At 40.5% G+C, this 26,567-nt stretch carries 30 protein-coding genes; 7 read left to right on the forward strand and 23 right to left on the reverse strand.

Going from position 1 to position 26,567, the window contains the following annotated elements; genetic code table 11:
* Positions 1-341: 341 nt before the first annotated feature.
* Positions 342-1,946, reverse strand: coding sequence for an amidohydrolase (locus BW961_RS19760; RefSeq protein ID WP_068586439.1), 1,605 nt, complete (start codon positions 1,944-1,946; stop codon positions 342-344).
* A gap of 125 nt (positions 1,947-2,071) precedes the next feature.
* On the opposite strand from BW961_RS19760, the gene BW961_RS19765 reads away from it, so the two are divergent.
* The gene (locus BW961_RS19765; RefSeq protein WP_068586436.1) at positions 2,072-2,572 is read left to right on the forward strand and encodes a hypothetical protein; all 501 of its coding nucleotides are present in this window, start codon (positions 2,072-2,074) and stop codon (positions 2,570-2,572) included.
* A 265-nt stretch (positions 2,573-2,837) separates the two neighbouring features.
* Positions 2,838-3,443 carry a hypothetical protein gene (locus tag BW961_RS19770; RefSeq protein WP_068586432.1) on the forward strand — a complete coding sequence of 202 codons (606 nt, stop codon included), beginning with the start codon at positions 2,838-2,840 and terminating at the stop codon, positions 3,441-3,443.
* 107 nt (positions 3,444-3,550) lie between these two features.
* On the opposite strand, the gene BW961_RS19775 is transcribed toward BW961_RS19770, so the two are convergent.
* Together BW961_RS19775 and BW961_RS19780 are read right to left on the reverse strand one after the other, a co-directional pair.
* Positions 3,551-4,441, reverse strand: a complete 891-nt coding sequence (locus tag BW961_RS19775; RefSeq protein ID WP_068586428.1) for an aldo/keto reductase — start codon at positions 4,439-4,441, stop codon at positions 3,551-3,553.
* Positions 4,442-4,597: 156 nt separating this feature from the next.
* Positions 4,598-5,083, reverse strand: a complete 486-nt coding sequence (locus tag BW961_RS19780; protein WP_068586426.1) for a GNAT family N-acetyltransferase — start codon at positions 5,081-5,083, stop codon at positions 4,598-4,600.
* Between the two features lie 160 nt (positions 5,084-5,243).
* Here BW961_RS19780 and xerS point away from each other — a divergent pair, with 160 nt between their 5' ends.
* A complete protein-coding gene (xerS, locus tag BW961_RS19785; RefSeq protein WP_068586424.1) occupies positions 5,244-6,329 on the forward strand; it encodes a tyrosine recombinase XerS in 1,086 nt (361 codons plus the stop codon).
* 119 nt (positions 6,330-6,448) lie between these two features.
* Here the strand turns inward: xerS and BW961_RS19790 are convergent, their stop codons facing one another.
* On the reverse strand, positions 6,449-7,009 hold the full coding sequence (locus BW961_RS19790) for a hypothetical protein (protein WP_068586421.1): 561 nt from the start codon (positions 7,007-7,009) through the stop codon (positions 6,449-6,451).
* Between the two features lie 191 nt (positions 7,010-7,200).
* Between BW961_RS19790 and BW961_RS19795 the strand changes: the two genes are divergently transcribed.
* Positions 7,201-8,457, forward strand: a complete 1,257-nt coding sequence (locus tag BW961_RS19795; RefSeq protein ID WP_068586417.1) for a DUF5050 domain-containing protein — start codon at positions 7,201-7,203, stop codon at positions 8,455-8,457.
* Between the two features lie 66 nt (positions 8,458-8,523).
* On the opposite strand, the gene BW961_RS19800 is transcribed toward BW961_RS19795, so the two are convergent.
* From BW961_RS19800 to BW961_RS19860, 13 genes are all read right to left on the reverse strand, one after another.
* Positions 8,524-8,880: a hypothetical protein gene (locus BW961_RS19800; RefSeq protein WP_068586414.1), complete on the reverse strand. Its 357-nt coding sequence runs from the start codon at positions 8,878-8,880 to the stop codon at positions 8,524-8,526.
* A gap of 41 nt (positions 8,881-8,921) precedes the next feature.
* Positions 8,922-9,509: a hypothetical protein gene (locus BW961_RS19805; RefSeq protein ID WP_068586411.1), complete on the reverse strand. Its 588-nt coding sequence runs from the start codon at positions 9,507-9,509 to the stop codon at positions 8,922-8,924.
* Between the two features lie 245 nt (positions 9,510-9,754).
* The gene (locus BW961_RS19810; RefSeq protein WP_068586407.1) at positions 9,755-9,997 is read right to left on the reverse strand and encodes a hypothetical protein; all 243 of its coding nucleotides are present in this window, start codon (positions 9,995-9,997) and stop codon (positions 9,755-9,757) included.
* Positions 9,998-10,238: 241 nt separating this feature from the next.
* Positions 10,239-11,501 carry a molybdopterin molybdotransferase MoeA gene (locus tag BW961_RS19815; protein WP_068586403.1) on the reverse strand — a complete coding sequence of 421 codons (1,263 nt, stop codon included), beginning with the start codon at positions 11,499-11,501 and terminating at the stop codon, positions 10,239-10,241.
* Positions 11,502-11,626: 125 nt separating this feature from the next.
* Positions 11,627-12,409: a DUF4247 domain-containing protein gene (locus tag BW961_RS19820; protein ID WP_068586399.1), complete on the reverse strand. Its 783-nt coding sequence runs from the start codon at positions 12,407-12,409 to the stop codon at positions 11,627-11,629.
* An 11-nt stretch (positions 12,410-12,420) separates the two neighbouring features.
* The gene (locus tag BW961_RS19825) at positions 12,421-12,927 is read right to left on the reverse strand and encodes a DUF4178 domain-containing protein (protein ID WP_068586396.1); all 507 of its coding nucleotides are present in this window, start codon (positions 12,925-12,927) and stop codon (positions 12,421-12,423) included.
* A gap of 30 nt (positions 12,928-12,957) precedes the next feature.
* Positions 12,958-13,362: a DUF350 domain-containing protein gene (locus BW961_RS19830; RefSeq protein WP_068586393.1), complete on the reverse strand. Its 405-nt coding sequence runs from the start codon at positions 13,360-13,362 to the stop codon at positions 12,958-12,960.
* A gap of 131 nt (positions 13,363-13,493) precedes the next feature.
* The gene (locus BW961_RS19835; RefSeq protein WP_068586390.1) at positions 13,494-14,162 is read right to left on the reverse strand and encodes a PspA/IM30 family protein; all 669 of its coding nucleotides are present in this window, start codon (positions 14,160-14,162) and stop codon (positions 13,494-13,496) included.
* 99 nt (positions 14,163-14,261) lie between these two features.
* Positions 14,262-14,603 carry a prenylated flavin chaperone LpdD gene (gene lpdD, locus BW961_RS19840; RefSeq protein WP_068586386.1) on the reverse strand — a complete coding sequence of 114 codons (342 nt, stop codon included), beginning with the start codon at positions 14,601-14,603 and terminating at the stop codon, positions 14,262-14,264.
* 42 nt (positions 14,604-14,645) lie between these two features.
* The gene (locus BW961_RS19845) at positions 14,646-15,578 is read right to left on the reverse strand and encodes a dihydroorotate dehydrogenase (RefSeq protein WP_068586383.1); all 933 of its coding nucleotides are present in this window, start codon (positions 15,576-15,578) and stop codon (positions 14,646-14,648) included.
* Complete coding sequence (locus BW961_RS19850) at positions 15,571-16,266, reverse strand: dihydroorotate dehydrogenase electron transfer subunit (RefSeq protein WP_068586380.1); 696 nt, start codon at positions 16,264-16,266, stop codon at positions 15,571-15,573. The genes BW961_RS19845 and BW961_RS19850 overlap by 8 nt, the downstream gene beginning before the upstream one ends.
* Positions 16,267-16,468: 202 nt before the next feature.
* Complete coding sequence (locus BW961_RS19855) at positions 16,469-17,005, reverse strand: hypothetical protein (RefSeq protein ID WP_068586377.1); 537 nt, start codon at positions 17,003-17,005, stop codon at positions 16,469-16,471.
* A 416-nt stretch (positions 17,006-17,421) separates the two neighbouring features.
* Positions 17,422-18,444, reverse strand: a complete 1,023-nt coding sequence (locus tag BW961_RS19860) for an NADH:flavin oxidoreductase/NADH oxidase (protein WP_068586372.1) — start codon at positions 18,442-18,444, stop codon at positions 17,422-17,424.
* A gap of 132 nt (positions 18,445-18,576) precedes the next feature.
* On the opposite strand from BW961_RS19860, the gene BW961_RS19865 reads away from it, so the two are divergent.
* From BW961_RS19865 to BW961_RS31765, 3 genes are all read left to right on the forward strand, one after another.
* A complete protein-coding gene (locus tag BW961_RS19865; RefSeq protein WP_068586369.1) occupies positions 18,577-19,434 on the forward strand; it encodes a polysaccharide deacetylase family protein in 858 nt (285 codons plus the stop codon).
* Between the two features lie 273 nt (positions 19,435-19,707).
* Positions 19,708-20,019, forward strand: coding sequence for an alpha/beta fold hydrolase (locus tag BW961_RS19870; RefSeq protein ID WP_068586366.1), 312 nt, complete (start codon positions 19,708-19,710; stop codon positions 20,017-20,019).
* Positions 20,020-20,289: 270 nt separating this feature from the next.
* Complete coding sequence (locus BW961_RS31765; RefSeq protein ID WP_326111187.1) at positions 20,290-20,463, forward strand: polysaccharide deacetylase family protein; 174 nt, start codon at positions 20,290-20,292, stop codon at positions 20,461-20,463.
* Here BW961_RS31765 and BW961_RS19875 read toward each other — a convergent pair.
* The 6 genes from BW961_RS19875 to BW961_RS19900 form a co-directional block, all read right to left on the reverse strand.
* Positions 20,391-20,585, reverse strand: a complete 195-nt coding sequence (locus tag BW961_RS19875; RefSeq protein WP_068586364.1) for a hypothetical protein — start codon at positions 20,583-20,585, stop codon at positions 20,391-20,393. The genes BW961_RS31765 and BW961_RS19875 overlap by 73 nt on opposite strands.
* 212 nt (positions 20,586-20,797) lie before the next feature.
* Positions 20,798-21,934, reverse strand: a complete 1,137-nt coding sequence (locus BW961_RS19880) for a Gfo/Idh/MocA family protein (protein ID WP_068586661.1) — start codon at positions 21,932-21,934, stop codon at positions 20,798-20,800.
* Positions 21,935-21,954: 20 nt separating this feature from the next.
* On the reverse strand, positions 21,955-22,917 hold the full coding sequence (locus tag BW961_RS19885; protein WP_068586363.1) for a sugar phosphate isomerase/epimerase family protein: 963 nt from the start codon (positions 22,915-22,917) through the stop codon (positions 21,955-21,957).
* A 22-nt stretch (positions 22,918-22,939) separates the two neighbouring features.
* A complete protein-coding gene (locus BW961_RS19890) occupies positions 22,940-23,983 on the reverse strand; it encodes a substrate-binding domain-containing protein (protein ID WP_211269766.1) in 1,044 nt (347 codons plus the stop codon).
* Positions 23,984-24,038: 55 nt separating this feature from the next.
* Positions 24,039-25,013, reverse strand: a complete 975-nt coding sequence (locus BW961_RS19895) for an ABC transporter permease (RefSeq protein ID WP_068586361.1) — start codon at positions 25,011-25,013, stop codon at positions 24,039-24,041.
* Positions 25,014-25,031: 18 nt separating this feature from the next.
* Positions 25,032-26,510 carry a sugar ABC transporter ATP-binding protein gene (locus tag BW961_RS19900; protein WP_068586359.1) on the reverse strand — a complete coding sequence of 493 codons (1,479 nt, stop codon included), beginning with the start codon at positions 26,508-26,510 and terminating at the stop codon, positions 25,032-25,034.
* Between the last annotated feature and the right edge of the window lie 57 nt (positions 26,511-26,567).

The following is a 26,567-nucleotide window of genomic DNA, read 5'->3' on the forward strand; positions in this document are numbered from 1 at the left end:
CTCATTGTAAAAGACGATCACTTCCCGTTCTTATATTCGGGGTGTGATCGTTTTTATCTTTATTCATTCTTATGAAATCGGGTCTGCCTATTGTTATTTGGACTTGGATCGAAGATGATTTCTATTATTCAGCTAGATACCAGAATATGATGGATGTATGGAGATGAACTAGATAATAATTTTTTAGAATACTGTTGTGAATTTTTCATATGATGAAATTATATTTACAGTGCCACAGAAACGCCCTAGATCAGGTGTCGCTTAATCTAAGGCGTTTTAACTTCGTATGCACAGTTATTTAGATTCGTTCTAATTCTTAAAGAATTGACGCTCTTATTCTCTTAATCCCGCTTATACACGATGGATTCATCGATTACGGTCATTGCTATCCCCTCTTCTAACCACCTAATCGACGTATTCAGAAAAGGATCTCTTTTCAGTACAGTGAAATCCGCACTATAACCTTCCCGTATAAGCCCCCGGTCATGCTCATGACCGCTCGCATAAGCACTCCCTGTAGTGTACAAGGAAATGGCGTCAAACATACTTAAACGCTCTTCTGGTTGATAGACCGTCTGTGTTGGGTCTTCACAACTCGTCCTAGTTATAGCTGTATACATCCCCAGAAGCGGTGATACGTGTTCAATTGGTGCATCCGATCCGCCTGCACAGTGGAGACCATTATCAAGCATCGTTTGCCAAGCGTACATATGTATGTCCGTCCCTACGCCTACGCGTTCCATCACCCATGGGTAATCCGATGCGACGAATGTGGGTTGAATATCAATCACGACGGGTAAAGTCTTCATCCGTTCAAGCGAATCCTGGCTTAACACTTGTCCATGAATTAATCGATCTCTTGTTCCTTCAGATGTTGGATAACGTTCCATAACATCTAGCACCTTCTCTGCAGCTAAATCACCTATGGCATGCACTGCAATCGGCATTCCATAGAATCTTGATTTTTGAACCAACGCATTAAGTTCCTCATCCGTATGAATGGCTATTCCATTGGTCTTAGGGTCGTCCGCGTAATGATGGCTTAATAGAGCTGTGCGTCCTCCTAGTGACCCATCCGCAAAAATCTTCATCGCTCCAAACTCCAGCATTGACGATTTCATGGTAGCTACTAGTTCATCGTTCTTCCACTCATCTACAACCATATGGTGTATAAGTAAATGTGCTCTGAACTTCATAGAATTCACATGAATAACGTGATTGAATGCATTTATCGTTCTCTTGCAACTCCCATAGTAACTTAAATCTTCGGTATGACCTCCGACTAAGCCCTGACTCCAAGCATGTTGAATGGCCAATTTCAACGCTTCTTGTAGATATGCTTCCGTCACATCGGGAACTGCATGAAGGATAAGATCTTGAGCATTCTCTTTAAAAATACCATAGTGTGTTGTTCCATACTCCGTTGCGTCCATAGTTGCATCGCCTTCATCTATTATCTGTGACTCCTCTATTTGTACAGCTTCCAAGGTTCGTGCATTCACCACTAATACATGTCGACAAATTCTTCTTAACATGACTGGATGATCAGGGGCAACTTCATCTAATTGTTGTCTGGTTATCGGACTCTTATCCGCCCAACGGTTCTCATTCCATCCTTCGGCTATAATCCAAGAACCTTTTGGCATCACTGCAACCCGCTTCGAGACAGCTTGAAGCACCTCTTCTCTACTATTCATTATGGAAAGATCAAGTTTAAGAAAGGTTTCTCCATGTCCGATTAGATGCATATGACTATCCACAAATCCCGGAAACATCGTACCCCCTTGCAGATCAACGACTTCATCAATATGATCATGAAATCTTCCTTCGATTTCTTCTTTACTGCCTGTAGCTACAATTAAGCCATGCTCAGTATATACCGCTTCTACCGTATGCCCTTCGTGTTCCATCGTATAGATGGTTCCGTTCCACCAGCACTTCCCCATGATCTATCTCCTTAACTTGTTGTATGTGGTATATAATATAGAGTTCTTACCTTCAAGTGTCAATTAATGTCATATCCCTAAAAAATATGTTACTATACAATGATTAAGAAAGGTGATGAATTGTTATGAAGCGAATAGCTATTATCCTTCTAATGATTAGTGTAATCGTTCTAAGTGCATGTTCCAAGCAACAAAGTGATCTGTCACTTGTTGAATCAATAACCTCAAATGGGATTCATTTGACTGAAACAATGTCACCTGCTGAAAGTGAACTTGATGGTATTCTACCCATAAGTTACCTACTTGATAACGAAGAAGTCATACGGATTTTTGAATTTGATTCAACCGATCAAAGGGAACTTGGTCAGGAACATTTCACGAAGAATCAACAAGTTCTCAGTTCACATGCACCAATCATCTATCAGACCCATCAATACCTCGTACTTTATTACAGCAACGTGGATACGGTAACCCAAACCCCTGAACTTAGCGAGACAACATATGGCATACAAATTGATAATGTGATCAAGAAAATAAAATTAATAGTGCACTACTCACTTGGTAGTCGAGAGACTACTTTTTTATTAGCTAGAATGACGGATGAATTTAGCATACCTTTTTTCTAAACACGTTGCGAATAGATACATGTGAAAGACGATCTCTGAGAATGAGTAACTACATATATAACTTCGTATTACTGTTATGAATTTTTCACATGATGTTTTTTTATCTACATAGTCGTTAAAAAGGTTGGCATTTGATATTTACATTCCAGCGTTTAATAAGAGCTATCCATTGAACTGTAGTATAAATTGTCGAATTCTATCATGGATATATTTTCCTAATTCTGATAGACTAGTTTTTGTCAAAATACGTTTTACGGAGGGCTATATGAAATCTTATACTAAAGTAGCATCATCTATATTTATCGCAACACTATTGATCGCCGGTTGTTCTTCTAACAAGGCAGACGAAACGGTGACCCAGGTTAACGATACTAAGGTTAAAGACACATCTAAAGTGGACAAGCCAACTACGATTCCAGCAGCTACACCAGAAAAAGAAGTCAAAGAGACAAAAAAGCCAGTCAAAGAGGAAAAGAAAAAAACAAAGAAATTAAATTCAGATGAAACATTAGCCTTGAAGTATGTAACGGTCTATTTAAATGGGACAGATATTGAGAAAAAGAAACAGTTCGTGCAAGAAGATGTCTATCCTGATATGCAACCCTTATTTCAAATGGCACAGTCCCTCATTACCGAAGAGGAAAACCGTTTTGTGAATCCAGTAGTCGTTGAGTCTATTCCTTTCGAAGATAAAGGTCAAAAAGGATCCTATGTTCTAATCCAATCCAAGGAAAGCACTGGAAAAACCAAAGACATTATTATCTTAACAGCAGAAGGAAAAGTAACTTTTGGATTCACCGATTCTACTAACCAAGATCAGAAGAAAAATTTCGATAAAGCTAGGGCACTATTCAAAACATCTAAACAATAAATAATCTTCCTATTTCAATTTTTCATATGATGTTTTTTATCTATATAATCGCTAAAAAGGTTGGCCTCAGAAACTTAAAGGCCAACCTTTTCTTTATTCGTATTAAGTTACGTTCTCCCAACCCAATCTTCATGTTCTACCTCTTTCCAACGCGCACGAATCTCTTCGTATACATCTTGAGCGAGAGGTCCCCTCTTGAGAAGTTCTGCGTTCTGTACCCAACGATCCGGTTGATTTGTTCCTACAATTGCTGTAGCAATACCAGGAGTGCTTAGCGCGAAACGAAGGGCTATGTCAACGCTTTCCTCCATATTGTCAAGGAAATCATAATTCAATTCATGAAGGCGCTCCCAGTAAGCATATGGATACGCTGTTTCAGGTAATGTATCATACCTCCATGCTACGTTGGCAATGGGTCTTTTTGCAATAATCCCCATGTTACGTCTCTGTGCCTCAGGTAAGGTGACGTCAATCGCCTCTTGATCTGCTATATTCACAGAAATCATGAGGCTATCAAATACCTCCATTTGCACAGCATATAAAGCATCAGTGCTGTCACCGCTGTAACCGATAAATCTTGTTTTACCTTGAGCCTTAGCACGTTCTAGCACTTCTATGACAGCACCTTGACGTAATACTTCTTCCGAACAACTATGTAAGTGGATAACATCCACATATTCCGTATTTAATCTCTTTAAGCTACGATCAATACTTTTCTCTAACAGTACCGGGTCCCAATCGGGATAATCCAACCCCGCTGCATGTCCACATTTCGTAAACAAATAGAAATCATCTCGACGAGAAGTAAGTGCTTTGCCAATGAATTCTTCACTTTGTGCGTAACATTCGGCGGTATCAATTACATTCAGACCTACATCTAATGCATTGTGCAATATCTTTTCCACCTTATTGAAATCCTGTTCTTGCCCAAACGCAGCTCCACCCAAGCCAAGCGTACTTACTTTCATTCCTGTCTGTCCAAATAACCTTTGCTCCATCTAGTAACCTCCTTAGCATAATTCGTCTAGTATCCCGTGACCCACATAAATAAAGCTTCTTGTAGGTTATGCGATCAAAATCCAAATATGCTCGTACCTCTATTTAACCACTTCGATGGTATGCTGAATTTCACAGCAGCCTATCATTCAAGCGGACTAAGATTTGAAATACTGACTGAGATGCCCGTTGTCTGAACGTGTCTTTTGTCTGAAATCACCCCCGGTGTAAGCACGAATTACATTTTGCCAAAATGCTTGCGCCGTGATGTTATTACTTACTTGAGTCACTTTCCAATTTCCTCTGTGTCGTGAGAACAACTCATTCGCTGCCCACGTGCCTAACCCGCTTCGACGATATTTTTTCATAATGAAAAATTCCGTCATATAATAATCCCCCTCTAGAGAATTCTGAAGTTGTTCAATTAATGCGAATCCAGCCGGTATATTGTGAACCGTAATCAGATAGGCATATCTGCCTTCCCTGTTATTCCAGTACGAATTCAAATCCGGATAAGGATGAAATTTCCCATTCGGTGCGACATCCATATCCAAGTAGCTCGTGAAGTCATATAAATAGAACTGCATTAAGTGATCGATTATTTCCTTACGCTCAGGTTGCACCAATTCCATCTTCATTTCCATAGGTTCACTCCATTGGCATATACTTGTATGTTTACACTATATAACTTTCTAGTCCCTCCTCGCAATATGCCCTTGAACCTATACTTTATACGACTAAGACTTCTCTCTTTTCCTATGGTAAAATAGTAACTAGAGTTCTAACTAGCAAGGGGTGATGTCAGTGAATGTTCAAAAGATAAGCGATCGCAAACGACTAGATGAAAAGGTTCTTGACATGCCTTGGTTCGTGCAGCAGTTCATGGATTATAAGTTGCCTGATCTGTCGCCTTCAACGTTACTAGAATATGTTCGAGATTACGAGACATTCTTCAATTGGTTACGAGGAGAACTTCTCTCAGAAGCCGATCATAATAGAAAGATAACTCTGACGGAACTGGAAATGTTACGTATGGAGAATATCGTGAGTTACAGACTTTATCTGACAACTCGACGTGAAGGTGCCAACGCTAAAGTCACCATTTCTCGTAAGCTATCTTCCCTACGGTCATTGTTCCATTATCTAAGCCAGATTGCCGAAGATGAGGAATTTTACCCACTATTGAAGCGCAATATCATGGCCAAAGTGGAAGTGAAACGGATTCACAAACCTAAAGACACCGCAGCCAAGCTAAAAGGTAAAATCCTTGAAGATGAAGAATTGCTTGAGTTCATAGGATATATTCTCGAAGGGTATGGGTTAGACGTAGCTAAGAACAAACAAGCATTGTACTCCTATGCACTAAACAAAGAACGAGATGCTTGTATCGCTAGTCTCATACTAAATTCAGGTCTACGTGTCTCTGAGGTCATTAATCTTAACATGGATGATCTAGATTTCAATAACAAAATGATATACATATTCCGTAAGGGTAACAATGATGAAACTTATAAAACACCCGTCTATTTCCGTGAACAAGCAAAGGATGATTTAGCCCTCTACCTTAGCCTTAGACATGTACGATATCATGCACCTAAGAAAGAAAAGGCTCTATTTCTCACCGTTCCTAACGGGCAACAAGAAGGCAAACGAATGACCAAACGTGCCGTTCAGGCCATGATTATTAAATACGCTACACGATTTGGAAAACCCTTCCTTACCGTTCATAAATTACGCCATTCATTTGCAACTGACTATTATCTGCAGAATGATATCTATAAGACGAAAGAACAATTAGGTCATGCATCCACTGAGACGACTGAAGTATATGCACATCTAACCGATAAGACGATGTCTGAAGCGATTGAGCGTCGGGCGGAGTCCACATAGAGTTTTAGCATATACGATAATATTCGCCAGTTAGTGTGCTACCTCTTAAATTTACTCAAAAAAAAGGATAGAGTCGTCAGAAATAATCTGATGCTCTATCCTTTTTCTTTTGGTGAATTCTAGGATTGGCGAATAGAGAGCCTTGCAGCGACACCCGCTGGATTATCAACCGTTCTACGGCCACCAAAGTTAAATGCTATGATTACGATATCGTTCTCACCTCTGCGCAAGAGGCGCCGTACATCAAAAGTACGTCCAGGATTAAAGAAAGACGGCGTAGCCTGCGGAGTATCATATACAACGAATTGTCCATTGATAAGCACGATAGCGTAATTATCTACAGACAGTAAAAGGCTTGCGTTTCGAACACTTCTTCTTGATGAGAGACTGAACTGTTTGGAGATAACAGCAACCTCTGCACCCTGATCACGCGAACTCCAGACGTATCTTGCATCTGGCACCACAACCCAACTAGGATTTCTATCAATTTGCACTGCATTAAACCAAGTATCATCTGTACCAATAACTACATTACGCTGAGTGATGATAATGCTATTTCCAGCTTTAGTCTTATGAAACCGTGATAATTGTTTTCTATACATCACCAATGCTGTCGATCTTGTAATTCTCTTTACACTACGCACCGCTTTTTTGATGGTTGAAGATTTTAGTACTCTCATTTAAACCTCTCCTAGCAATATTGGATTTGATAACACTCTTATCCTATGTCCGTTAATAGAAAATGCTAGTACGTAAGCCTTTCGCTAGATTTAAATTATCAAAAATGAGCTGAAGTCTAGTAGATGCAACTTATTTCGGATCTATACGTTTTATATATTACATAATAAATTATTGAAAGAAGGTCTCTCTATTGAAGAAATGGATCATGGTTCTACTTTCCTCTTTTTACTTATTAGGTTCAGGTACAAGCATCATTAATGCGACTAACAACGAGTTGACCACAGTTTCTGTAAATGACCATCTGATCACATTCGATGTAAAGCCAATGAATGATCATGGTACCATTCTTGTTCCTCTACGATTTGTAGTAGATGAGCTCGGAGGCACAATAACCACATGGAATAACAAAAAGTTGATCTTGAACAAGGACAGCACCAAGATTACATTAACTATTGGTTCCAAGATAGTTCAGAAGAATCAAGGACAGTTCACACTTACAACCGCCCCCATTGTAAAAGACGGCAGGACGTTAGTACCCCTTCGATTTCTCTCCGAAGCATTTGGTGCAAACCTAAATTACAGCAATAATAATGTGTCCATTGTTACTCATGAGTCTCCGATTCAATCCCCTGCTATCCCAGGCAATTCTATCGGAAACCTTAACAATGGGGGCTTGAATGCGAGTTACGAAGATTGGATATTTTTCAATAACCCACTTGACCAAGGATCAATTTATAAGGAGAAGTTAGATGGAACTGATAAGCAAAAAGTAAACGATGATGTATTTGTAACTAACCTAAATATTGTTAACGGAAAACTATACTATGTAAGTGGAAACACCATATATAAATCAGATATTAACGGGACTAACCGAGCGATTGTGATGGAATTAGGATTGGGAGGGCCACGCTTAATGTCTGTTGTTGGCGACTGGATTTATTACACAAAAGGAAAATCTATGTTTATGCCACTATATCGCATGAAGACAGACGGTACATCAAACCAATTACTTGAGAAGAATGAAGTATCTAGTATCGCTGTGGTAGATGGGAAAATCTATTACACGATCTATTTGTCCAAACTTTTTGTTATGGACGTTGACGGAAACAACAAAAAGAAAATATTAGAGGGGTCTATCTCTGGTGTTGATGTTAAAGTGAATACTTTATTCTTCAATTACAATACTAAGCTATACTCAATGGGCACTGACGGGAAGTCACTTACTAAAATCTCAGATCACAATGCTCGAGATATTAACGTGCATGGTGACTGGTTATATTACACAAATCACTCCGAATACAGCAAGAAGTTATACCGAATCAACCTCATTGACCATGAAACACAAAAGCTCGGAGATGATAAAACATTTTATCTTCACATCGTAGATAACAAAATTTTCTATGCCGATCCTTATGAAAGAAAAACAATAGAAGTTGCTATTGATTGATCTACGAAATAAAAGGATCTCCTAATGAATAAGGGAGATCCTTTTATTTCTATTGCATTTAATAGTCTAATTATTAGTAATTGCTTTCGATCTAATTATATATTTACCTATCCAATATCCAATGGCCCACATGACTAAATACACGATTAGGTATATGAATGCTGAACTATTTAAGAATACGAACATAATTAGGATGTAAGTAACTATGGAAACGACTAATGTTATTACGACCTTCGAACGGGTAACAGCGCATAGGACTCCTTGTAAGACAAATAGGACAGGAAATATTAATACTAATCCAGCTAAAATTAGCGATTTAGCATCTAGGTCAGACAGACCAAACATCTGAGTTGAAGTAATTATAGATATAATAGCCATGACTAATGCAGGAAATAGAATGACAATGATATTCCTCTTGTTCATAATAATAACCCTCCTCTAATCTCCTTAAATTGAAATGCTTCTCAGTTCAATTTCTTCTCATATCGAACCTTTCCATCCCTATCTAACCCTTGTATCGATGTCCACGTCTGCTTTAGCTCTTCTTCATTCCACAGAAATAAGAACATCCGGTCTTCTTTGATGACCTGTCTCATTAAGGATGTCTTTACTTCCCCACTCTTTCCTTCATCCTTAATCTCTGTATTCAACACGACTGTTGTGATCTCAGAATCGGTCACATATCCATAAAACTGTGCTAACCTCAGTTTCTTATCATGCTGTGATATCGAGTAGCTGTAAGTGAGTGGCTTACTATGATCAATCTCAACACCATTAACCCCTCCACCCGGATACCATCCAAGAGTCCTTCTAATCACGGTGTCAGCAGAAAACCAATTCTTGTATTTCCCTAAATAAATAGTGATATCATCACCAAAGGGAACTTCCCGCAGGACTTTAGAAGGTCCATAATGATAACTTCGTTCGGAGAGCTCATGTGCCTGCTTAGCACTAAAACTACCTACATACGAATTATCTCCACTAAAGAAAAGGAAAACAAAGAGAATAGCAACACACCATTCCACGACGAGCATGACAGTCTTTCTTCTCATCGTCCCTCACCCTCCTTCGGCAAGGATATATTTAATAGCGCTTCTCTGTCATACCATTTATATTTAATGATCAAATCTCCATTAGGATCCTTCATTTTATCAAAATACATGATGCAATTTTCACCCCACGCTCTTACACTGCTGCCTCCTCCATGGGAAACCAGTTCTTCTCCATTAGAATCAATTAGCGTAAGAGCTGTATTTGGAAATGACCAACCATTGCGATCTTGCTTCTTAATGGAATACTAGAGAACGACCTGTTTAGACGTAATGTAGATATCCTCAACCGTAAATACATCCCCATCCATATCCATTTTTTTATCGATTACATACGTGGTGACGGGACCATCCTCTTGTAAGAGTTTGATGTTTGCTTTGTCTCCATAGTCGGATGGAATAAGATTCATCGCTTGTGGAATCAATAAAATCCCGAATATAACAATGATTAGCCTTCTAAAGGCAGTAACTGCACTCATGACACGCTTCACTGAATAGACTCCTTTGAAGATCAGATTTAAAATGGACTAATGTATCTCATCCCTTTCAGCCAACATTTTCCAAACTCATCTATACTTTAACATTTAATCCTACGCTTTTGGTGCCACTTTCCATTTTTTAGTGAACAGTCTTTTAGTTACTGAGAAAAGTAATAACAAATTCCGGACAAAAAAATGAGTAATCCAAAGCGTATTGATCGCTTGAGATTACTCAATAAATTTAAAGACAACACTATTTCAACATCAACATTCGAACTTTAGCGCCACTCTTCAATCCTTCTTGGGCTGGGGGCACAACAATTAAGCAATCACTATCCTTAATGGTTATCATCACACCTGATTCATCTATACCGGTTGGGATCGCAAATACGACACCGTCTCGGATCTCAACTTTCCCCCGAACATAACGAGTGAAGCTGTTGATCTTAGAATAATCTGCTCCGAGCGTCCCGCTCCACTCCACTAAATAAGGATTCTGATTGCCCATCATCCCTCTGATACTTGGTGCAACGAATAATTCACACCCAACGAAACAAGCACCTGGATTACCAGAAAGAGCGAATAGTAACTTCCCATCTTTGACTGCTGCTGTCGTCACGCTACCTGGGCGCATAGCAACTTTGTTATATAACATCTCAACACTATCACCACGTACGAGGTCACCCATAATATCATAATCACCAACCGATACACCGCCACTTGTAACGACCATATCATACTGATTCAGTGCCTCTTCTACCTTCTCTCGTGCTAAAGACAAATCATCCATAATGGCATCTAGAATAACGGGTTCTCCGCCTGCCTCGATGACCTGAGAAGCTAACATCCACGTATTGCTGTTACGAATTTTACCTGGTTGAAGTGGTTCATCTACCGATAATAGCTCAGATCCTGTTGAGAAAATAGCTACCTGAGGTTGCCGATATACGGCCACATGATGAATGCCAAACGTTGCTAACACCGATATTTCACCAGCTGAAATCTTGATCCCTGGGCTAAGAATCAATTCTCCTGCCTGAAGTTCCAGTCCAATGGGTGTGATATTCTTCCCGATTTCGATACACCGTTTCAGTCCAACAACAGATCTTCCCTCTTCCACGCGTACCTCTGTCATTTCAAACATAACGACTGCATCCGCCCCTTCTGGGACTTGTGCGCCTGTCATAATACGTGAGGCTGTACCTGGCATAATTCTTTTGTCGGATACCTTACCACAAGGAATCTCATCGATCACTTCGAGCCATATGGGTTGATCACTGTTACATCCATCTGTATCTGCAGATCGAATCGCATACCCATCCATGCCAGAGCGGCGAAAATGAGGATACGGATGAGGCGCTGATATTTCTTGCGCTAACGTTCTTCCGTGGCTCTCTTGCAGCGTAACCGTCTCGATAGCACCAGCGTTTATGTATTGTGAAATCATGGATTGAGCGGCACTTACCTGAAGTGCTTTTCGCTTAAATTTAGAAGAGTTATATATAGAATCTGTCATGTTGTAACCTCCGATAGGTATATAAGTCTTATATAACATATCATTTTACGAAAAGATAAAAAAGACAGTATACGAAAACTCACTTCGTATACTGTCTATAGAATAGTTAATAACGCCTTCACGCTTTACCTTCTTTTACTTCGCCTACTTATCTTACCTGAACCAGACCTGGTCTTAGGTTTACTGATAGACTTCTTGGAATTACTGGAGCTGCTGGAAGAACCGAAGATACTCGATCCACCTTCGCTACTACCTCGCTTAATGGTACCCTTACTCGTCGTTGAATCGTTCGCACCTCGACTGAAAATGGTGTCGTCTTTACCATTAGTAGTGCTACTATTGCTCGTTCCACGTCGGGTAATCGCACCTTTTTTCTCAACGGTTAATGGAGGAGAGATTTTCTTATCATTCACCGTTGCTTGACGGTACGAACCTTGTTTCGGCTGATAGACATCTTTGCTGGAATATCCACGATAAGAACCGCCGCTTCTACCTACGGAATCGAACAGATTGCCAATGATACTTGCTGCGATATAACCTTGCAAGAAGCTTGAATCATAGTTCTTCTGAACATATTCTTTGGAATCCACTTCGATAAGTGTATCTTCTTTTTTGACTGGGTCCTGTTGTAAGTGATACCACTCTTTATCGTAGACAAGGAACATTCGTTCAGGATCTTCAGGCGAGATCTGATCCGGCTTACGATCATCCGTAAGGTCTTTCGCTACTTCCGGTACCGTCTGCCCTACAGCTCTATATACGTATGAGGTTGCTGTACCCTCTTTATTCACAGATTCAAGCGGATAGGATTTCGATAAATCGCCCGGTGATCCACAACCACTCAATAAAGATATAAGTAAACTAAGAACAATCAATAATTTCATCGAAAGAACTGAACGTTTCTTCACATGATCCACTCCTAGCTTGCGCGAATGACTTTAACATCTGCTGATATTAAACTTTCTCCATCATACATCATGAATCGCCCATTCTGCCATTCAATGCGAAGCAGAAAATTATCATCAGATTGATATTGCCATACATGCTGCTCCCCACCTTGCATAAATGGTGCCCGTCCAGTCACTAACACATTTCCTTCGTATTCTTCCTCAAGATGATAAGATTTGTCATCCAAATCAATAATACTTGGAACCTCGTTAGGATTGTCTAACCTACCATCAATAGGTTTATACAACGCATACTGCAAGGTCTCTCTTTCTTCAATATGAAGATAAGCGAGGTCCTGACCATCCTGTAACGTAAGTACAACGGCATTACGACTTCGATTGTGGACTCTACCCACGACTTCATATGTCACAAGCGATACTTCACATATATCACCAGGTGCAAGCCCTAACATGCTTTTCTCCTTCATAGGAGGTTCTGATTTATTAAATAAGTTACCAATTCGTTTAAACATACTCATCATTTATGACTCCTCACCTATAGTATTCTTTTACAAACATGACGTAATAATTAAAGCACCTACAACGTGAAGCATCCCACCAAATAGGCCATACCCTAGTTTACCTTGCTGTGTTCCTAAATCTAGATCGAGTTTAGCCCATGCACGTAAGCATACACGTACGATACTCTCCAATACGAGAAGAACAAGGAACGAGATGATCGACACTACGATCGCTTCTAATAGTTCATTAGAGGTAGAGATGGATACTGATAGAATATATCCTTGTGCTAGTAGCTTCATCATCATCCGTGTTGTAACTGCCATATTTCCTGCTTTAACCTCTTCGAAATCTTTGTATTTCGTAAATAAGGAGTCTACATAGAGTAGAACAAACAATAACACTGAGCCTACACCTGTCCAGACTAATACTCTTAGAACATACTCAAAATCCATTAAACTCGTCACCCCATATCATCAAATTACACATCAGACCTATTTTAATCATATAAAAGCGAAGGAGGCCTATTTAGTAAATTGGCTCCTTCGCCTGTTGAAACCTCATATTCACACAATGGATTAGAAGATTATTTCTTTTCGAATTGTTTCATAAGAGCAGCTAGTTCATCTTCTACCGCTTGATCTTTATTTAAGCTTTCGAACTCAGCATCCAATGATTTCTCACTTGAAGCTAATTCATTACTTGCTTCAGCTTGCGCTTCCATTTGCATCATCTTATCTTCCATACGTTTAAGTCCACTTGCTGCAGAATCCGTACTGAATCCTGTCATTGCTTTGTTAATTTCATTCTGTGCCTTAGCAGCATTGTAACGAGCTACTAAAGTTTCACGCTTATTTTTCATCTCTGTCAATTGCTTGCGCATTTCATCTAGCTTACCACGCAAGTTGTCAGCAGCTGCTTTATTCTGATCATAGTTCGTTTTGTATTCGCCCATTTTCACTTCGGCTGCTTTCTTCTCTTCCAACGCACGACGAGCAAGATCGATGTTCTGAGCTTGAGCAGCTGTAGCTGCTTGTTGACCACGCTTAGCCACTAGTGCTTCTTGTTCTTCATAAAGTGATTTGAATTTCTTTTCGATAGCGATTTGTGCTGCTACAGCTTTCTCAGCATCTTCAAGATCTTCATGCATATCTCTAATGTACTGGTCTGTCATTTTGATTGGATCTTCTGCTTTATCGATAATACTATTAATATTTGACATCGTTAAATCGCGTAATCTTTTGAACATAGACATAATTTGTTTCCTCCTAGGAAAATGTTTGTTTTTTATAATAAGGTTTACGCATTAAAAAAAATAATGTTTCATTTTTTTTATATTTTTCCTTATTCAAGCTCAAAGTTTGGATCCTTGCCGTAAAAAATCATCCATTTTACCGTTCACGATTGCAATGATATCCATGATTTCTTCTTTCGAAATATTATCATAATGAATACCCATCGCTACGGTTACGGTTCGATTGAGCACCCGTGCAGCTTTAAGTGCTAAATCTTCACTTATGGTATGTTCTTTATGCCCTGGTACCTCCGATGTTTGTACTTCAATCTCACCGCTCGGACCTACATATGCCGTAGACACAGCACCAATATGTGCAGTTCCTCCTGTGACGATTAACATCATATCCCGTCCGATTGGGACTTCAGTTACTACAATATCTTCTGGATTGTATTCGTGCATACTTCTTCAGCCTTTCTTTTACAGCAAGATCTATATAATATTCTATAATATTCCACGTATTTCGTCCAAAGATTTTATATTCTCATCTTGCATGAATTGCTGTAGTCCCTCAATAAGATCTTCCCCAGCTCGAAGATTCATGAAGTTATAAGTTCCAACCTGCACTACGGATGCGCCAGCCATGATGAACTCAATGACATCCGTTGTGCAGACTATCCCACCTATGCCCATAATGGGGATAGCCACATGTTGAGCCACTTGATGTACCATTCGTAATGCGATCGGTTTGATCGCTGGACCCGACAGCCCTGCATAGAGGTTACGAAATACGCTAGAACGACGATGTACATCTATTTTCATACCTGAAATGGTATTGATAAGAGAAAGTGCATCTGCCCCTTCATATTCACACATCATGGCCATTTCTACGAGATTCTCAGCTCCCGGGGATAACTTAACCGTAAGTGGAAGGGCGATAGCCTGTCTCACCTGACGAACTACTTCACGTGCAGCGCATGTCTTCACACCATAAGCTATTCCGCCTTCTTTTACATTAGGACAGGATATATTCAATTCAATCATATCTACCGCTTTACGACCTAGTGCTTGTCTTCTATCATAATCTTCTTGAATTAATATAGCTCCCTGCACATATTCATCTATACTGTTTCCACCTAGGTTAACGATTCGAACCGTATCTAGCGTCTCCCAATCCTCACATTCTTGTTCTAAGAAATAAGGAATGCCCGGATTCTCAAGCCCTACACTATTTAACATGCCAGATGGCGTCTCATATACCCTTAGTCCATCATTACCCGCCTTGGGATGTAAGGTTAGTCCTTTCCCACTAATACCACCAAGCCTTGAAATATCATATAACTGACCGTATTCTCTTCCAAACCCAAACGTACCAGATGCCATCACGATCGGATTCTTAAAATCAATATTTCCTACTCGACATGTTAAATCAATCATTGAACAAAACCTCCTCTGCTGCGAACACAGGCCCATCTGTACAAGCTTTTTTACGAGAATCTATACAAGACACGCTACATACTAAACAAGCCCCGATGCCACAAGCCATGCGATTCTCTAATGAGACATAGACTCGTGCAGAGCAACCTGTTAATTGTTGTTTCGTTTGGACCGCTTTCATCATGCCTTGGGGTCCACAAGTTAGAATCGTATCGTACTGATGGAAATCAACATCATCCACGATATATCCCCCCACATTAGTATGAAGGTTACCCGCTACAGAACTGAATCGATCTAATAAATAAGGCTCCTTACTGAACCCTAGATAGATATCCGCATTCGGGATTTGTTGCGCGCAGTAATATAATGGTGCAATGCCGATTCCACCACCAATCAATGCCACTCTACCTTGTGTCTCAGAAAAACCATTCCCGTATGGACCTTCCACAGTAACCGGGTCTCCCGGACGAAGGGCAGCTAGAAGAGCTGTCCCTTCCCCAACCACTTGAATAAGAAACTCTAAGCCTTCATCATTCTTGTTGAATATACTTATTGGACGTGAGAGTAACGGATAGTTCCCCCACGCACGTAACATATAGAATTGTCCCATACGACAGTTATCGTTGCTCTCTACCTTCAACAAATACACTTGTTCGCTTACACGTTCATTAGATATTACTTTCCCCATGGGAATAAGCCTCCTCTATCAACCACAATCCAGTTACTTAAAGATAGCTTATGAATTTATGAAAATAAGTGATCTTTTTCACAGCACAGCAAAAAAACGTTACGGATGAGGTTTTCTCTACCGTGACGTTTCATTTATTGTATGTATTAAGGTAAAGGGTAACTAGCAGTCAGGTTCCTTTAGAACTCGTAATGATAAATTATTACTTTTCTAAATTAAATTCATCGATTAAGTCGCTAACTTCGTTTAATGTTTTATACTGTTCTCTTAAACTTTTGCCTATAATTTTATTTTGAAGATCCAGTGTATTTACAACTTGAGAAACATAAGAGGTATATATTTCAAATTTACGTTTCATTTCATCGTTTGACACATCAGCTACGCTGTTACTTAAAGAATAGCCTACGGGTGATGATGACATAGGGGAATTGAACTTATTTATATTATCAGGAATCTTCACGTACCCACCAACAGAAGCATATTTTTTGGTTAAATTAAAGTTATGATAAATGTTTGCATATGCTCCGACTAGCGAATTAACATAATCTACTTTGTCATCTTGATGGTTAATTGCTGTTTCTAAATCTAGAAGCACTTCATTCTGCTGAATAGCATATTGAAGGATAACTCCTTTTTTCATATCAGTATTTTCTTGATACAACAAATATAAGCACACAATAAAAATAACATTTAAACCAAATGAAATTGAAATCATAAGTTTCCTTTTACTAATTGACATAACGAATCCCTCCTAAATAGAGAATGTAATCATAAATGAAATATCTGCCCATTAGTTTAGATTGAAAAAGAAGTTTTGCGAAGAGTAGTATTAGTTTCATTTACATTAAAAAGGCAGAAGGTTACCAGCATATTTTTCTTGTTCGACGTTGTATTCTCATATTCCTTGCTATCTAAGTAACGGAACCAAGCCAAATAATGTTGCAGATACTTGGTTGCTACACCATTTAAATGGTAAATCCAGGTTTTGAATCGCTATGTTTATAAGGCGAAATACTAATCTATACTTTCTTTAAATAACTACAAATCTTTAAGCCAGTTAATAGTTTATATGATAAATAGCCTTTAGAATCTCTTCTAAGGCTCTTTTTTTGAGTGAGATAAATCTTTATATACCCACACCTCACATTGGAATTGCTAGAATCCCCTCAAATACGGCTTAGGAATCTGCCCTGAGATATTTAATGCCTGTGCAGCATGTAATGCCCAGTAAGGATCTTTCAGCATCCCTCGTCCAACAGCGACCAATTCCGCTCTATGATCTTCAATCACTTGATTAGCATCTTCGAACGAATCCAATCTTCCAACCGCAATCACGGGAACATATAGTAATGAACGTAAATCTTCAGCTAATTCGACTTGATATCCTTGCCCTGCATTGGGTCCACCATTCGATCCGATAGGTCCCTCTCCACCTGATGATACATGAAATAAGTCCACGCCTGCATCTCGATATCGCTCACATATTTTAGCGCAGTACGCTAGATCATAACCACCTTCAACATACTCCATTGCAGATACACGCATAATAATAGGCATATCTCCCGGTGTTACTTCCTTCACAGCTCTTACAACTTCTTCTCCGAACAATGCCAGATCGACTCCATATTCATCTTCTCTCTGATTCGTAAGAGGCGAGTGAAATTGATGGATCAAATACCCATGTGCGCCGTGAATTTCTATCGTGTCGTACCCTGCTTCTACAGCACGTCTAGCAGCATCTTGGAAATGTTGAACTTGTTCTTTTACTTCTAATGTCGTAAGTGCTCTTGGGGTTTTTGAGCGATCATCAAAGGGTATAGCCGAAGGGGCAACTGGTGGAAGTGCATCTTGAGCTTTTCTACCCGCATGTCCTAACTGAATCCCAATCTTGGTGCCATAACGATGAACATCTTGAACAATCTCTTGATGTGCAAGGATTTGTTCATCAATCCACAACCCTGTATCTTGAAATGTAATACGTCCTTCAGCTTCTACTCCAGTCATTTCTACAATAATGAGACCTACGCCTCCAACAGCACGACTAATATAATGGACTTTGTGCCATGCATTCGGAATTCCATCTTCCGCATGAACCGAGTATTGGCACATCGGCGGCATCACAATTCTATTTTTCAATGTCATCCCTTTAAGTTCGTAAGGTGTAAATAAATCCGTCATCGTCTATCTTCTCCCTTCGCACTCTCCATATCTGTCATTATTATAAACTTTGCAAGCATAATTTCAACACACTACGGAAATAACAACAAGGATTGTTCATCGCAGTTTCGATTCGAAGGGAGTCCCTCTTAAATGCTTAAGAAAATAGCCCTATGTTTCATGTTCTCTCTAATATTAGGTGTAATCCCCCAAGCTCATACTGAGATACAGGGTACGTCTATTCCTACATTAACGAAGTTATGCCTTGCATCCGATCCTATATTACATAAACAACAATCTAAACAGCACGCTAAAGAAGTGAACTCTAACCATCGAAATCAACGAAAGAACAAAGGTCTATCGTTATCACAGCTTTATCGTAAATTCCCAGAGACGATTGTTACCAAAGGACCTAGAAGCAAAAAAATTGCGCTTACGTTCGATGATGTCCCAGATCCACGGTTCACTCCAGCTGTGTTAAATATACTCTCAAAATATCATGTGAAAGCTACTTTTTTTGTTGTTGGTAAACGTGCAGAGGAATACCCCGGTCTCGTCGCTCGTATGAAACGCGAAGGTCATGCTATTGGTAACCATTCCTATGATCACCCACTATTCACGAAGATACCTTTATCACAATTTCAGAAACAGATTGTAACAACGGATACGATCATACACAATATCGTTGGTTACAACCCAAGGCTCATGCGTCCTCCCTATGGAGATATTACCGAAGAACAGCTGAAATGGGCCAAGAAACAAGGCTACAAAATCGTTAACTGGAATGTAGATTCTCTCGATTGGAAAGGACTTCGTAAAAATGAAGTGAAGAAGAATATACTCTCCTCTGTAGGTCGTGGTTCAATCATTCTTCAACATGCAGGCGGAGGTGTCGGATCAGATCTAACTGGCACCATCCAAGCGCTACCGGAAGTCATTCAGAATCTTCGAAAGAAGGGTTATATCTTCGTGACCGTGCCAGAATTATTACGTATACCTGTAAATAGATAAAAGGGTTGACTATCATCACAACCCTTCTACATTAGCCATTGAATCTGTCTCTTTCTCTTCGTTGATAAACCAAATGCATCACACAATAAAGAATTGTCCAAAACCTTAGATAGAAGTAATGAAAAATATGAAAAATTCACTCAGAGGACAAACAAGTTAATTCTTCGACTACGATCTATCTTACAGATGTCGAATCTATAGCTTTCCTGCGATTACCCAAGAAATAATAAATGGAAAAGATACGAATTTCCCTGATTCGATGATTAATCATACGTGGTAGCAACTTCTTCTGAAGCAAAAAGTATCCCTCGAGCTGACTTTACAAAAGTCGTTAAAGGATGGTCACCACATTTCACCAATCAAGCAGTTGAGAAACTTTCTTTCTTCAATAACCCTGTTTTAGTTATTTGGGGAGCTGATGATAAGAAATTATTCTCTATAGAGTTGGGAAAAAGAGTACGCGCCATTTTTCCAGATGCACAATTTGAGGTTGTAGAAAACGTACTAACGTATGTACAAGAAGACCAACCTGAAGAGTTTGCTCATAAACTAATACATTTTATTATCAACACGGCAATTATTTAATATACTTAATTCTTTGTTTGCTTAACTGTTTACATTATTACAATATCATAGAAAATAATCCAGAACCAAAGTTGGTCAGGCCGCAACATATCTTTCTTCAGAGCCTTCCCCTGTTGTAGTAGGCCACGATTACCAGCACACAAAAAGCCTAGTGAAATCACTAGGCTTCTCCCTCCGGATTTACGAAGAGCCTTAATTTACTCCTTTAGCCAAACATTAGCTAACCCAATGGCTCTTCTAGTTGCAGCAGAATCTGCTAACGCATTAAGCATGACACCAAGACCTTTGTCACAATTTCAGAAACAGATTGTAACAACGGATGCGATCATACATTATATCTTTGGTTACAACCCGAGGCTCATACGCCCACCTTATGGAGATATTACCGAAGAACAGATGAAATGGCTAAGAAACAAGGCTACAAAATCGTTAATTGGAATGTAGATTCTCTCGATTGCTACATTAGCATCCCCCATAAGACTGGTTACGACTATACCACTCTTCATAATCGCTTCTTGTTTTACTCCGAAAAACGCTGGATGCCAAGCATGCGATGGAAGTTCCATTCTCCGGGGGTACAAGTTGTTGCTTTCGAGCCTTCTGTTGGTCCAGTACCTCCTCCTATCAGCGTAGTAATACCTGAAGATGATTAATAATAACAGGGCAACTCCCTATCTGATCAATCGCCATTAGTCATTTACACACTACCGGTCGTATGATGAAGAAGAACCGCCAGGAGAGCTCTCCCTGGCGGTTCTTTTAAATAGCTTTGAACTACTCACAGGCTGTCTACGTTCACCCAAGCTTGAGTGAGAATCGATTGCTCTACAGCTTCAAGCACTTGCTGGCATTTTACGCCGTCATAAAAGTCAGGATAAGTTCTTGTACTGCCTTCCCGCATGCTCTGAATAATTTCATAAATTAAATGGATAAAAGCATGCTCGTAGCCAATAGTATGTCCCGGAGGCCACCAATTACCGGCGTATTTATGCGCGCTTTCGGTTGCCAAAATCGTTCGAAAGCCTTGAAGATGGGGTTCGTCTTCCCGAAGAAAAACTTCCAACTCATTCAGCCTTTCCAGATTAAAGCGAATGGCACCCTTGCTACCGTAAATTTCAAACGTATTGCCGTTTTTCCATCCCGTTGCAAATCTGCTGGCTTCAAATATACCCAAAGCTCCGTTTTTGAACTGTGCTAGAAAAGAAGTCGTATCATCTACGGTCACATCCCCATAGTCATCTGACGCAACAGCGGTTAATCCTGTCATCGATGTGGGAATCGGTCGTTGGTTGACAAATGTCTTCTGCTGACCGACCACCTTCTCAAAATCCCCGATCAAATACCTTGCAAGATCAACACAGTGTGCATTGAGATCACCATGAGCGCCCGAGCCCGCATACTCCTTCTGCAATCGCCAAGCAAGAGGGAATTTGGGGTCAACCAGCCAATCCTGCAAATAGGATGCGCGATAATGATGAATATCACCAATTCTTCCTTCATCAATCAATTGCTTCGCTAATTGTACCGCAGGCAGATAGCGGTAATTAAAGCATACTGCGTGAACAACACCATTCTCCTCTGCAACCTCTAGCATTTCCCTCGCATCCTCTAGCGTTAAAGCGAGTGGCTTTTCGCAAAAAACATGCTTTCCTGCTTTAGCGGCAGCAATAATAATCTCCTTATGCGCATTGCTTGGCGTATTCACATCAATAAGGTCAATATCGTCTCTGATGATCAGGGAACGCCAATCCGTTTCATATTCACTCCAGCCGAACTTTTCCGCTGCTTCTTTCACACTCTTCTCATCTCGCCCGCAGATTGCTTTCATCTGAACAGAATGCTCCAAATCGAAGAACATGCCAATATCTTTGTAAGCATGGCTATGGGCTGTACCCATGAATTTGTAGCCGACCATCCCAATTCTTAATGGTTTTTTTAAGCCCACCACATCTCACCTGCTTTATCGCCAATCATAATCTTGTTCAGAAAATGAACCGCCTTGGACAACCCTTCTTCCACGGACATCAGACTATCCTCATGCTCGATACTTATTACACCATCGTAACCGGCCTTACGGAGCGTGCTGATTATATTTTTCCAAACCTTCTCATCAGTACCGTAACCGATTGTTCGAAAAATCCATGAACGTTCCAACTCATTCGAGTAAGGTTTGACATCCAATACACCATTTAATGCGGTATTTCTACTATCTATACTCGTATCCTTGGCATGCATATGATAGATAGAACTACCGAGCACTTTGATGCACTCAACGGGGTCCATTCCTTGCCAGAATAGGTGCGAAGGATCAAAGTTTACACCGATATTATCTCCCGCTTCACGGCGTAAACGCAGTGCAGTTTCCGTATTGTACACCACAAAACCAGGATGAGCTTCAATGGCAACTCGAACACCGTATTGACGGCAGTAGTCGGATTGGTCCCTCCAGTAAGGAATGACTTTGTTCGTCCATTGCCATTCCAACACTTGAAGAAAATCCGGTGGCCAAGGACAAGTTACCCAGGAAGGATATAAAGAGTGCTCAGAGTCTCCGGGACACCCAGAGAAAGTAATGACCGTATCTACTCCAAGAAGAGCAGCTAGCTTAACCGTATCCCGAAAATCTCTATGGTCGGACTCCGCCTTCTCCTTATTCGGATGTAGTGGATTACCGTGACAGCTAAGAGCGGATATCGTAAGACCACGCTCAGTAGTTAACCGTTTTATTCGTTCAATCGCGTCTTTATCTTGAAGAAGTTCAGAAGGGGCTAAGTGGGCCTTGCCCACATAGCCTCCTGTTCCAATTTCTACGGCCTGCAATCCTGCTGCTTGCGCAGTATCCAGTGCCTCTTCCAATTGACGATCACTAAACAATACGGTGAATACCCCTAATTTCATAGCTACCGTTCCTTTCGATGGCTTAATAATTAGCGTCTGCTTTTAGATATTGATCTACATTGGCTGGTGTAATTGGTGTTGCTTCCAAAATAATATGATGAGGAACCGATTTCTCCCAGAAACCGTCTAATCCTTCGTTTTGCAATATTTTAACCGCCATGTTGACGCCGGTACCACCCATTGTAGGTGAGTAAGTTAAAGATACAATGACTTCCGGTAAGCTCTTTTCTTTCATCATTTGATACACTTCTTTCATACCGCCTGAGCTGACAATGAACATATCCTTTTCGCGCTTAGCATCACGAATCGCTTGAACGATACCGATCGTCATATCGTCATCCTGAGAATAAACAGCATCAATCTCTTTATTGGCTTGCAAAATGTTCTCCATCGCTTTCAACGATTTCTCTCTCGTGAAATCACCGGGTTGTGTAGCTATAATCTGTACACCCGGATAATCTTTAATGTAATCACGGAATCCCTTTGATCTCAAATCGGTAACTGTGGATGGAACACCGGAGATCTCAACCACTTTCCCCTCCGCTTTACCCTTTTTCTTAGTAAGCTCTTCCACCAAATATTTAGCGTCGCCGTAACCGATGCCGTAGTTATCGCCGCCTACATAAGTACGATAGCTTTCTGTATTAACTGCACGGTCAAGCACGATTAATGGGATGTTTGCTTTCGCTAGTTTTTCAGCTGCAGGCGTTAAAGCTGCGGACTCCATTGGTAGCATGACTACGGCATCGACTTTTTTCGTAATCAAATCTTCGATATCGGATGTTTGTTTCGCCGGGTCTTTAGCCGTGTAGAGCAGGTATTTCACATTTGTATGTTTTTCCGCCTCAGCCTTGGCGTTCGCAATCAGTGCGCCCATCCAGCCGTGATCAGCAGCAGGAAGAGAAATCCCAATGGTATACTCCCCTTTAGCAGCCTGTTGTCCCTCAACTGGCGTGTTCTTGGCTGTTTCAGCAGGCTCGGGTGTACTCGGACTCGTACAGCCGGAAAAGATTACAGTACAAACAACAAGCAAGATCACTGGAAATAGTTTCACTTTTTTCAACATGAACTGACCCTCCAATAAATTCGAATTTGTATACGTACGATAAATTCAACCGGAATTAATCACGTTTCTGAAGCAAGACAGCCGCCACGATAATCAGGCCTTTTACCACCCCCTGCAAGTAAGGAGAAATATTGAGCAAATTCATAGTATTGCTTAACACTCCCAGAATTAAGACGCCAAACAAGGTACCTAGTATTCGTCCTCTACCTCCAGATAAACTCGCGCCCCCGATAATAACTGCAGCAATCGCATCCAGCTCATACATATTCCCTGAGGTTGAAGTGGATATTGAGTTTAAACGGGATGTCTCGATGATAGAGCCTACAGCCGCTGTAAAACCACAGATCATATAAGATATGATTGTGACACGGAACACCGAAATGGCAGATAAACGAGCTGCTTGCGCATTGCCACCAACTGCATATACATGTCTTCCATATACCGTCTTCTCAAGCACGATATACGAGAGGAACACCATAATCACAAAAATAATAACCGGGATGGGAATACCAAATACATAGGCGTTGCCGATTTTGGCATAGGTCGAATTCAGTCCTGATATAGCGCCCGCATCTGCATAAAATAAAGCTATTGATCGGGCGATTGTCATCATTGCAAGTGTGGCGATGAACGCCGTTATTTTTCCATAAGTGACCATTAGTCCATTAATTAAGCCAATAATAAGTCCACACATTAAACCCAACACGATTGAAACCGGAATAGAGGTCGAATAAGTCACTTGCGATGCCATGACAACTGTACCTGACATCGCTAATACTGAGCCTACCGACAGGTCGATTCCGCCCAATATAATAACAAACGTCATACCTAAAGATAGAATACCTACAATGGAAACCTGTCTTAGAACGTTCGTAATATTGGTAATACTCAGGAAATGCTCGCTCAAGATAGAAGCAAAGATGATCAACACAATTAGTGCAAAGAGCACGCTGTACTGTTCCCACAAATATTTAAGCCAATTTCTTTCCTTTGTTTGCGTCTTATTTAGTTCTGTAACTGCGTTTGACATTCTTATAAACTCCCTTCTTTATACGCCTGCTGCTAGCACCATTACATTTTGTTCATTAGCAATGGAGTGATCTAATTCCCCTTTGATTTGCCCACGGTACATCACAAGAATTCGGTTACATATTCCTAGTAACTCTGGAAGATCAGATGAAATAATGATTACAGCCTTTCCTTCGGCAGCCAGCTGTGAGATCAGTTCATAGATCTCTCCTTTAGCCCCAACGTCGATACCTCGTGTCGGCTCATCCAGAATGAATAGCTCACTTTCTGCTGCCATCCATTTAGCCAACACAACCTTCTGCTGATTCCCACCGCTTAAATTTTTAACGGGATTTGTGATTTTATTTACCTTCACATTCAGTTGCTCAATATTCCTCTGAACAAGCTTGCCTTCTACTTGTTTCCGAATGAAGTGCCATTTGCTTACTTTCCTTGTACAGGTAACCGATATATTCTGACTCACGCTCATATCCAAGAACAACCCGGTATGCTTGCGATCTTCCGTTGCAAATCCAATTCCCGCCTTTACGGCATCCTCCGGACTGCGGAAATCCGTTTTCTTGCCCTTCCAGAATATAGCTCCTCCATCCGGACGCCAATCACCGAATATAGTTCTGACAAGTTCTGTTCTCCCTGCGCCGATAAGTCCTGCAAAACCTATGATTTCACCGCGTTTGACGGAGAAACTAACATCTTCGAAATTCGGTTTGCGTGTCAGACTCTCTACGCGAAGAATTTCTTCTCCAATGGTATTACGAATGGCCGGATACAATTCATTCAGTTCTCTTCCAACCATCAGATTGGCAATTTCCTTCTCCGTAAGTCCCTCCATCGGAAGGGTCTTCACAAATTGACCATCCCTAAGTACGGTTAAGCGATCACAAAAACGTTTCAGCTCATTTAATCGGTGAGAGATGTAAATGATGGAGACACCTTGGTTCTTGAATTGATAAATAAGATCAAATAATTTCTGAACTTCTCTTTCTTCCAATACGGCGGTAGGCTCATCCATAATCAGAATCTCTGCGTTCCTCGACATTGCCTTAGCAATCTCAACAATCTGTTGCTCTCCGATGCTAAGACTGGATACAATCGCATTCGGATCCAGATTCAAATCAAATCGTTCAAGGAGTTTCTTCGTTTCCCTGTTCATATGGTGGATATTCGAGAACAATCCTAGCTTCTTAGGCTCGCGCCCTAAGAAAATATTCTCTGCCACTGTCATATTTGGAATGAGATTTAATTCCTGATGAATAATTGAAATACCATAGTTCTGAGAAACATTGGGTGAGGAGAGGATAACCTGCTTGCCATTTAGCCGTATCTCGCCTTCATCGGGCTGATAAATACCGGCCAATATTTTCATCAACGTTGATTTTCCCGCTCCATTCTCTCCTACCAAGGCATGAACTTCACCTTTTTGAAGATTCAAACTCACATTATTAAGCGCTTTCACATTAAAAAAACCTTTGTTTATGCCGATCATCTCTAGTACCATGTTTCACCCGCTCCCTATCTACTCGTCTATAAGGTTATTCTAAAGGATCGGAATTAT

Origin of the sequence: Paenibacillus macquariensis, from assembly GCF_900156375.1 — a bacterium.
In the GTDB taxonomy this organism is placed as follows: domain Bacteria; phylum Bacillota; class Bacilli; order Paenibacillales; family Paenibacillaceae; genus Paenibacillus_AQ; species Paenibacillus_AQ macquariensis.

What these genes read in the sequence shown, in the direction of transcription:
- BW961_RS19760 (WP_068586439.1), bottom strand. Translation starts at nt 1,946, where the DNA reads ATGGGGAAGTGCTGGTGGAACGGAACCATCTATACGATGGAACACGAA.
- BW961_RS19765 (WP_068586436.1), top strand. Translation starts at nt 2,072, where the DNA reads ATGAAGCGAATAGCTATTATCCTTCTAATGATTAGTGTAATCGTTCTA.
- BW961_RS19770 (WP_068586432.1), top strand. Translation starts at nt 2,838, where the DNA reads ATGAAATCTTATACTAAAGTAGCATCATCTATATTTATCGCAACACTA.
- BW961_RS19775 (WP_068586428.1), bottom strand. Translation starts at nt 4,441, where the DNA reads ATGGAGCAAAGGTTATTTGGACAGACAGGAATGAAAGTAAGTACGCTT.
- BW961_RS19780 (WP_068586426.1), bottom strand. Translation starts at nt 5,083, where the DNA reads ATGGAAATGAAGATGGAATTGGTGCAACCTGAGCGTAAGGAAATAATC.
- BW961_RS19790 (WP_068586421.1), bottom strand. Translation starts at nt 7,009, where the DNA reads ATGAGAGTACTAAAATCTTCAACCATCAAAAAAGCGGTGCGTAGTGTA.
- BW961_RS19800 (WP_068586414.1), bottom strand. Translation starts at nt 8,880, where the DNA reads ATGAACAAGAGGAATATCATTGTCATTCTATTTCCTGCATTAGTCATG.
- BW961_RS19805 (WP_068586411.1), bottom strand. Translation starts at nt 9,509, where the DNA reads ATGAGAAGAAAGACTGTCATGCTCGTCGTGGAATGGTGTGTTGCTATT.
- BW961_RS19815 (WP_068586403.1), bottom strand. Translation starts at nt 11,501, where the DNA reads ATGACAGATTCTATATATAACTCTTCTAAATTTAAGCGAAAAGCACTT.
- BW961_RS19825 (WP_068586396.1), bottom strand. Translation starts at nt 12,927, where the DNA reads ATGAGTATGTTTAAACGAATTGGTAACTTATTTAATAAATCAGAACCT.
- BW961_RS19830 (WP_068586393.1), bottom strand. Translation starts at nt 13,362, where the DNA reads ATGGATTTTGAGTATGTTCTAAGAGTATTAGTCTGGACAGGTGTAGGC.
- BW961_RS19835 (WP_068586390.1), bottom strand. Translation starts at nt 14,162, where the DNA reads ATGTCTATGTTCAAAAGATTACGCGATTTAACGATGTCAAATATTAAT.
- lpdD (WP_068586386.1), bottom strand. Translation starts at nt 14,603, where the DNA reads ATGCACGAATACAATCCAGAAGATATTGTAGTAACTGAAGTCCCAATC.
- BW961_RS19845 (WP_068586383.1), bottom strand. Translation starts at nt 15,578, where the DNA reads ATGATTGATTTAACATGTCGAGTAGGAAATATTGATTTTAAGAATCCG.
- BW961_RS19850 (WP_068586380.1), bottom strand. Translation starts at nt 16,266, where the DNA reads ATGGGGAAAGTAATATCTAATGAACGTGTAAGCGAACAAGTGTATTTG.
- BW961_RS19855 (WP_068586377.1), bottom strand. Translation starts at nt 17,005, where the DNA reads ATGTCAATTAGTAAAAGGAAACTTATGATTTCAATTTCATTTGGTTTA.
- BW961_RS19860 (WP_068586372.1), bottom strand. Translation starts at nt 18,444, where the DNA reads ATGACGGATTTATTTACACCTTACGAACTTAAAGGGATGACATTGAAA.
- BW961_RS19865 (WP_068586369.1), top strand. Translation starts at nt 18,577, where the DNA reads ATGCTTAAGAAAATAGCCCTATGTTTCATGTTCTCTCTAATATTAGGT.
- BW961_RS31765 (WP_326111187.1), top strand. Translation starts at nt 20,290, where the DNA reads ATGACACCAAGACCTTTGTCACAATTTCAGAAACAGATTGTAACAACG.
- BW961_RS19875 (WP_068586364.1), bottom strand. Translation starts at nt 20,585, where the DNA reads ATGGAACTTCCATCGCATGCTTGGCATCCAGCGTTTTTCGGAGTAAAA.
- BW961_RS19880 (WP_068586661.1), bottom strand. Translation starts at nt 21,934, where the DNA reads ATGGTCGGCTACAAATTCATGGGTACAGCCCATAGCCATGCTTACAAA.
- BW961_RS19885 (WP_068586363.1), bottom strand. Translation starts at nt 22,917, where the DNA reads ATGAAATTAGGGGTATTCACCGTATTGTTTAGTGATCGTCAATTGGAA.
- BW961_RS19890 (WP_211269766.1), bottom strand. Translation starts at nt 23,983, where the DNA reads ATGTTGAAAAAAGTGAAACTATTTCCAGTGATCTTGCTTGTTGTTTGT.
- BW961_RS19895 (WP_068586361.1), bottom strand. Translation starts at nt 25,013, where the DNA reads ATGTCAAACGCAGTTACAGAACTAAATAAGACGCAAACAAAGGAAAGA.
- BW961_RS19900 (WP_068586359.1), bottom strand. Translation starts at nt 26,510, where the DNA reads ATGGTACTAGAGATGATCGGCATAAACAAAGGTTTTTTTAATGTGAAA.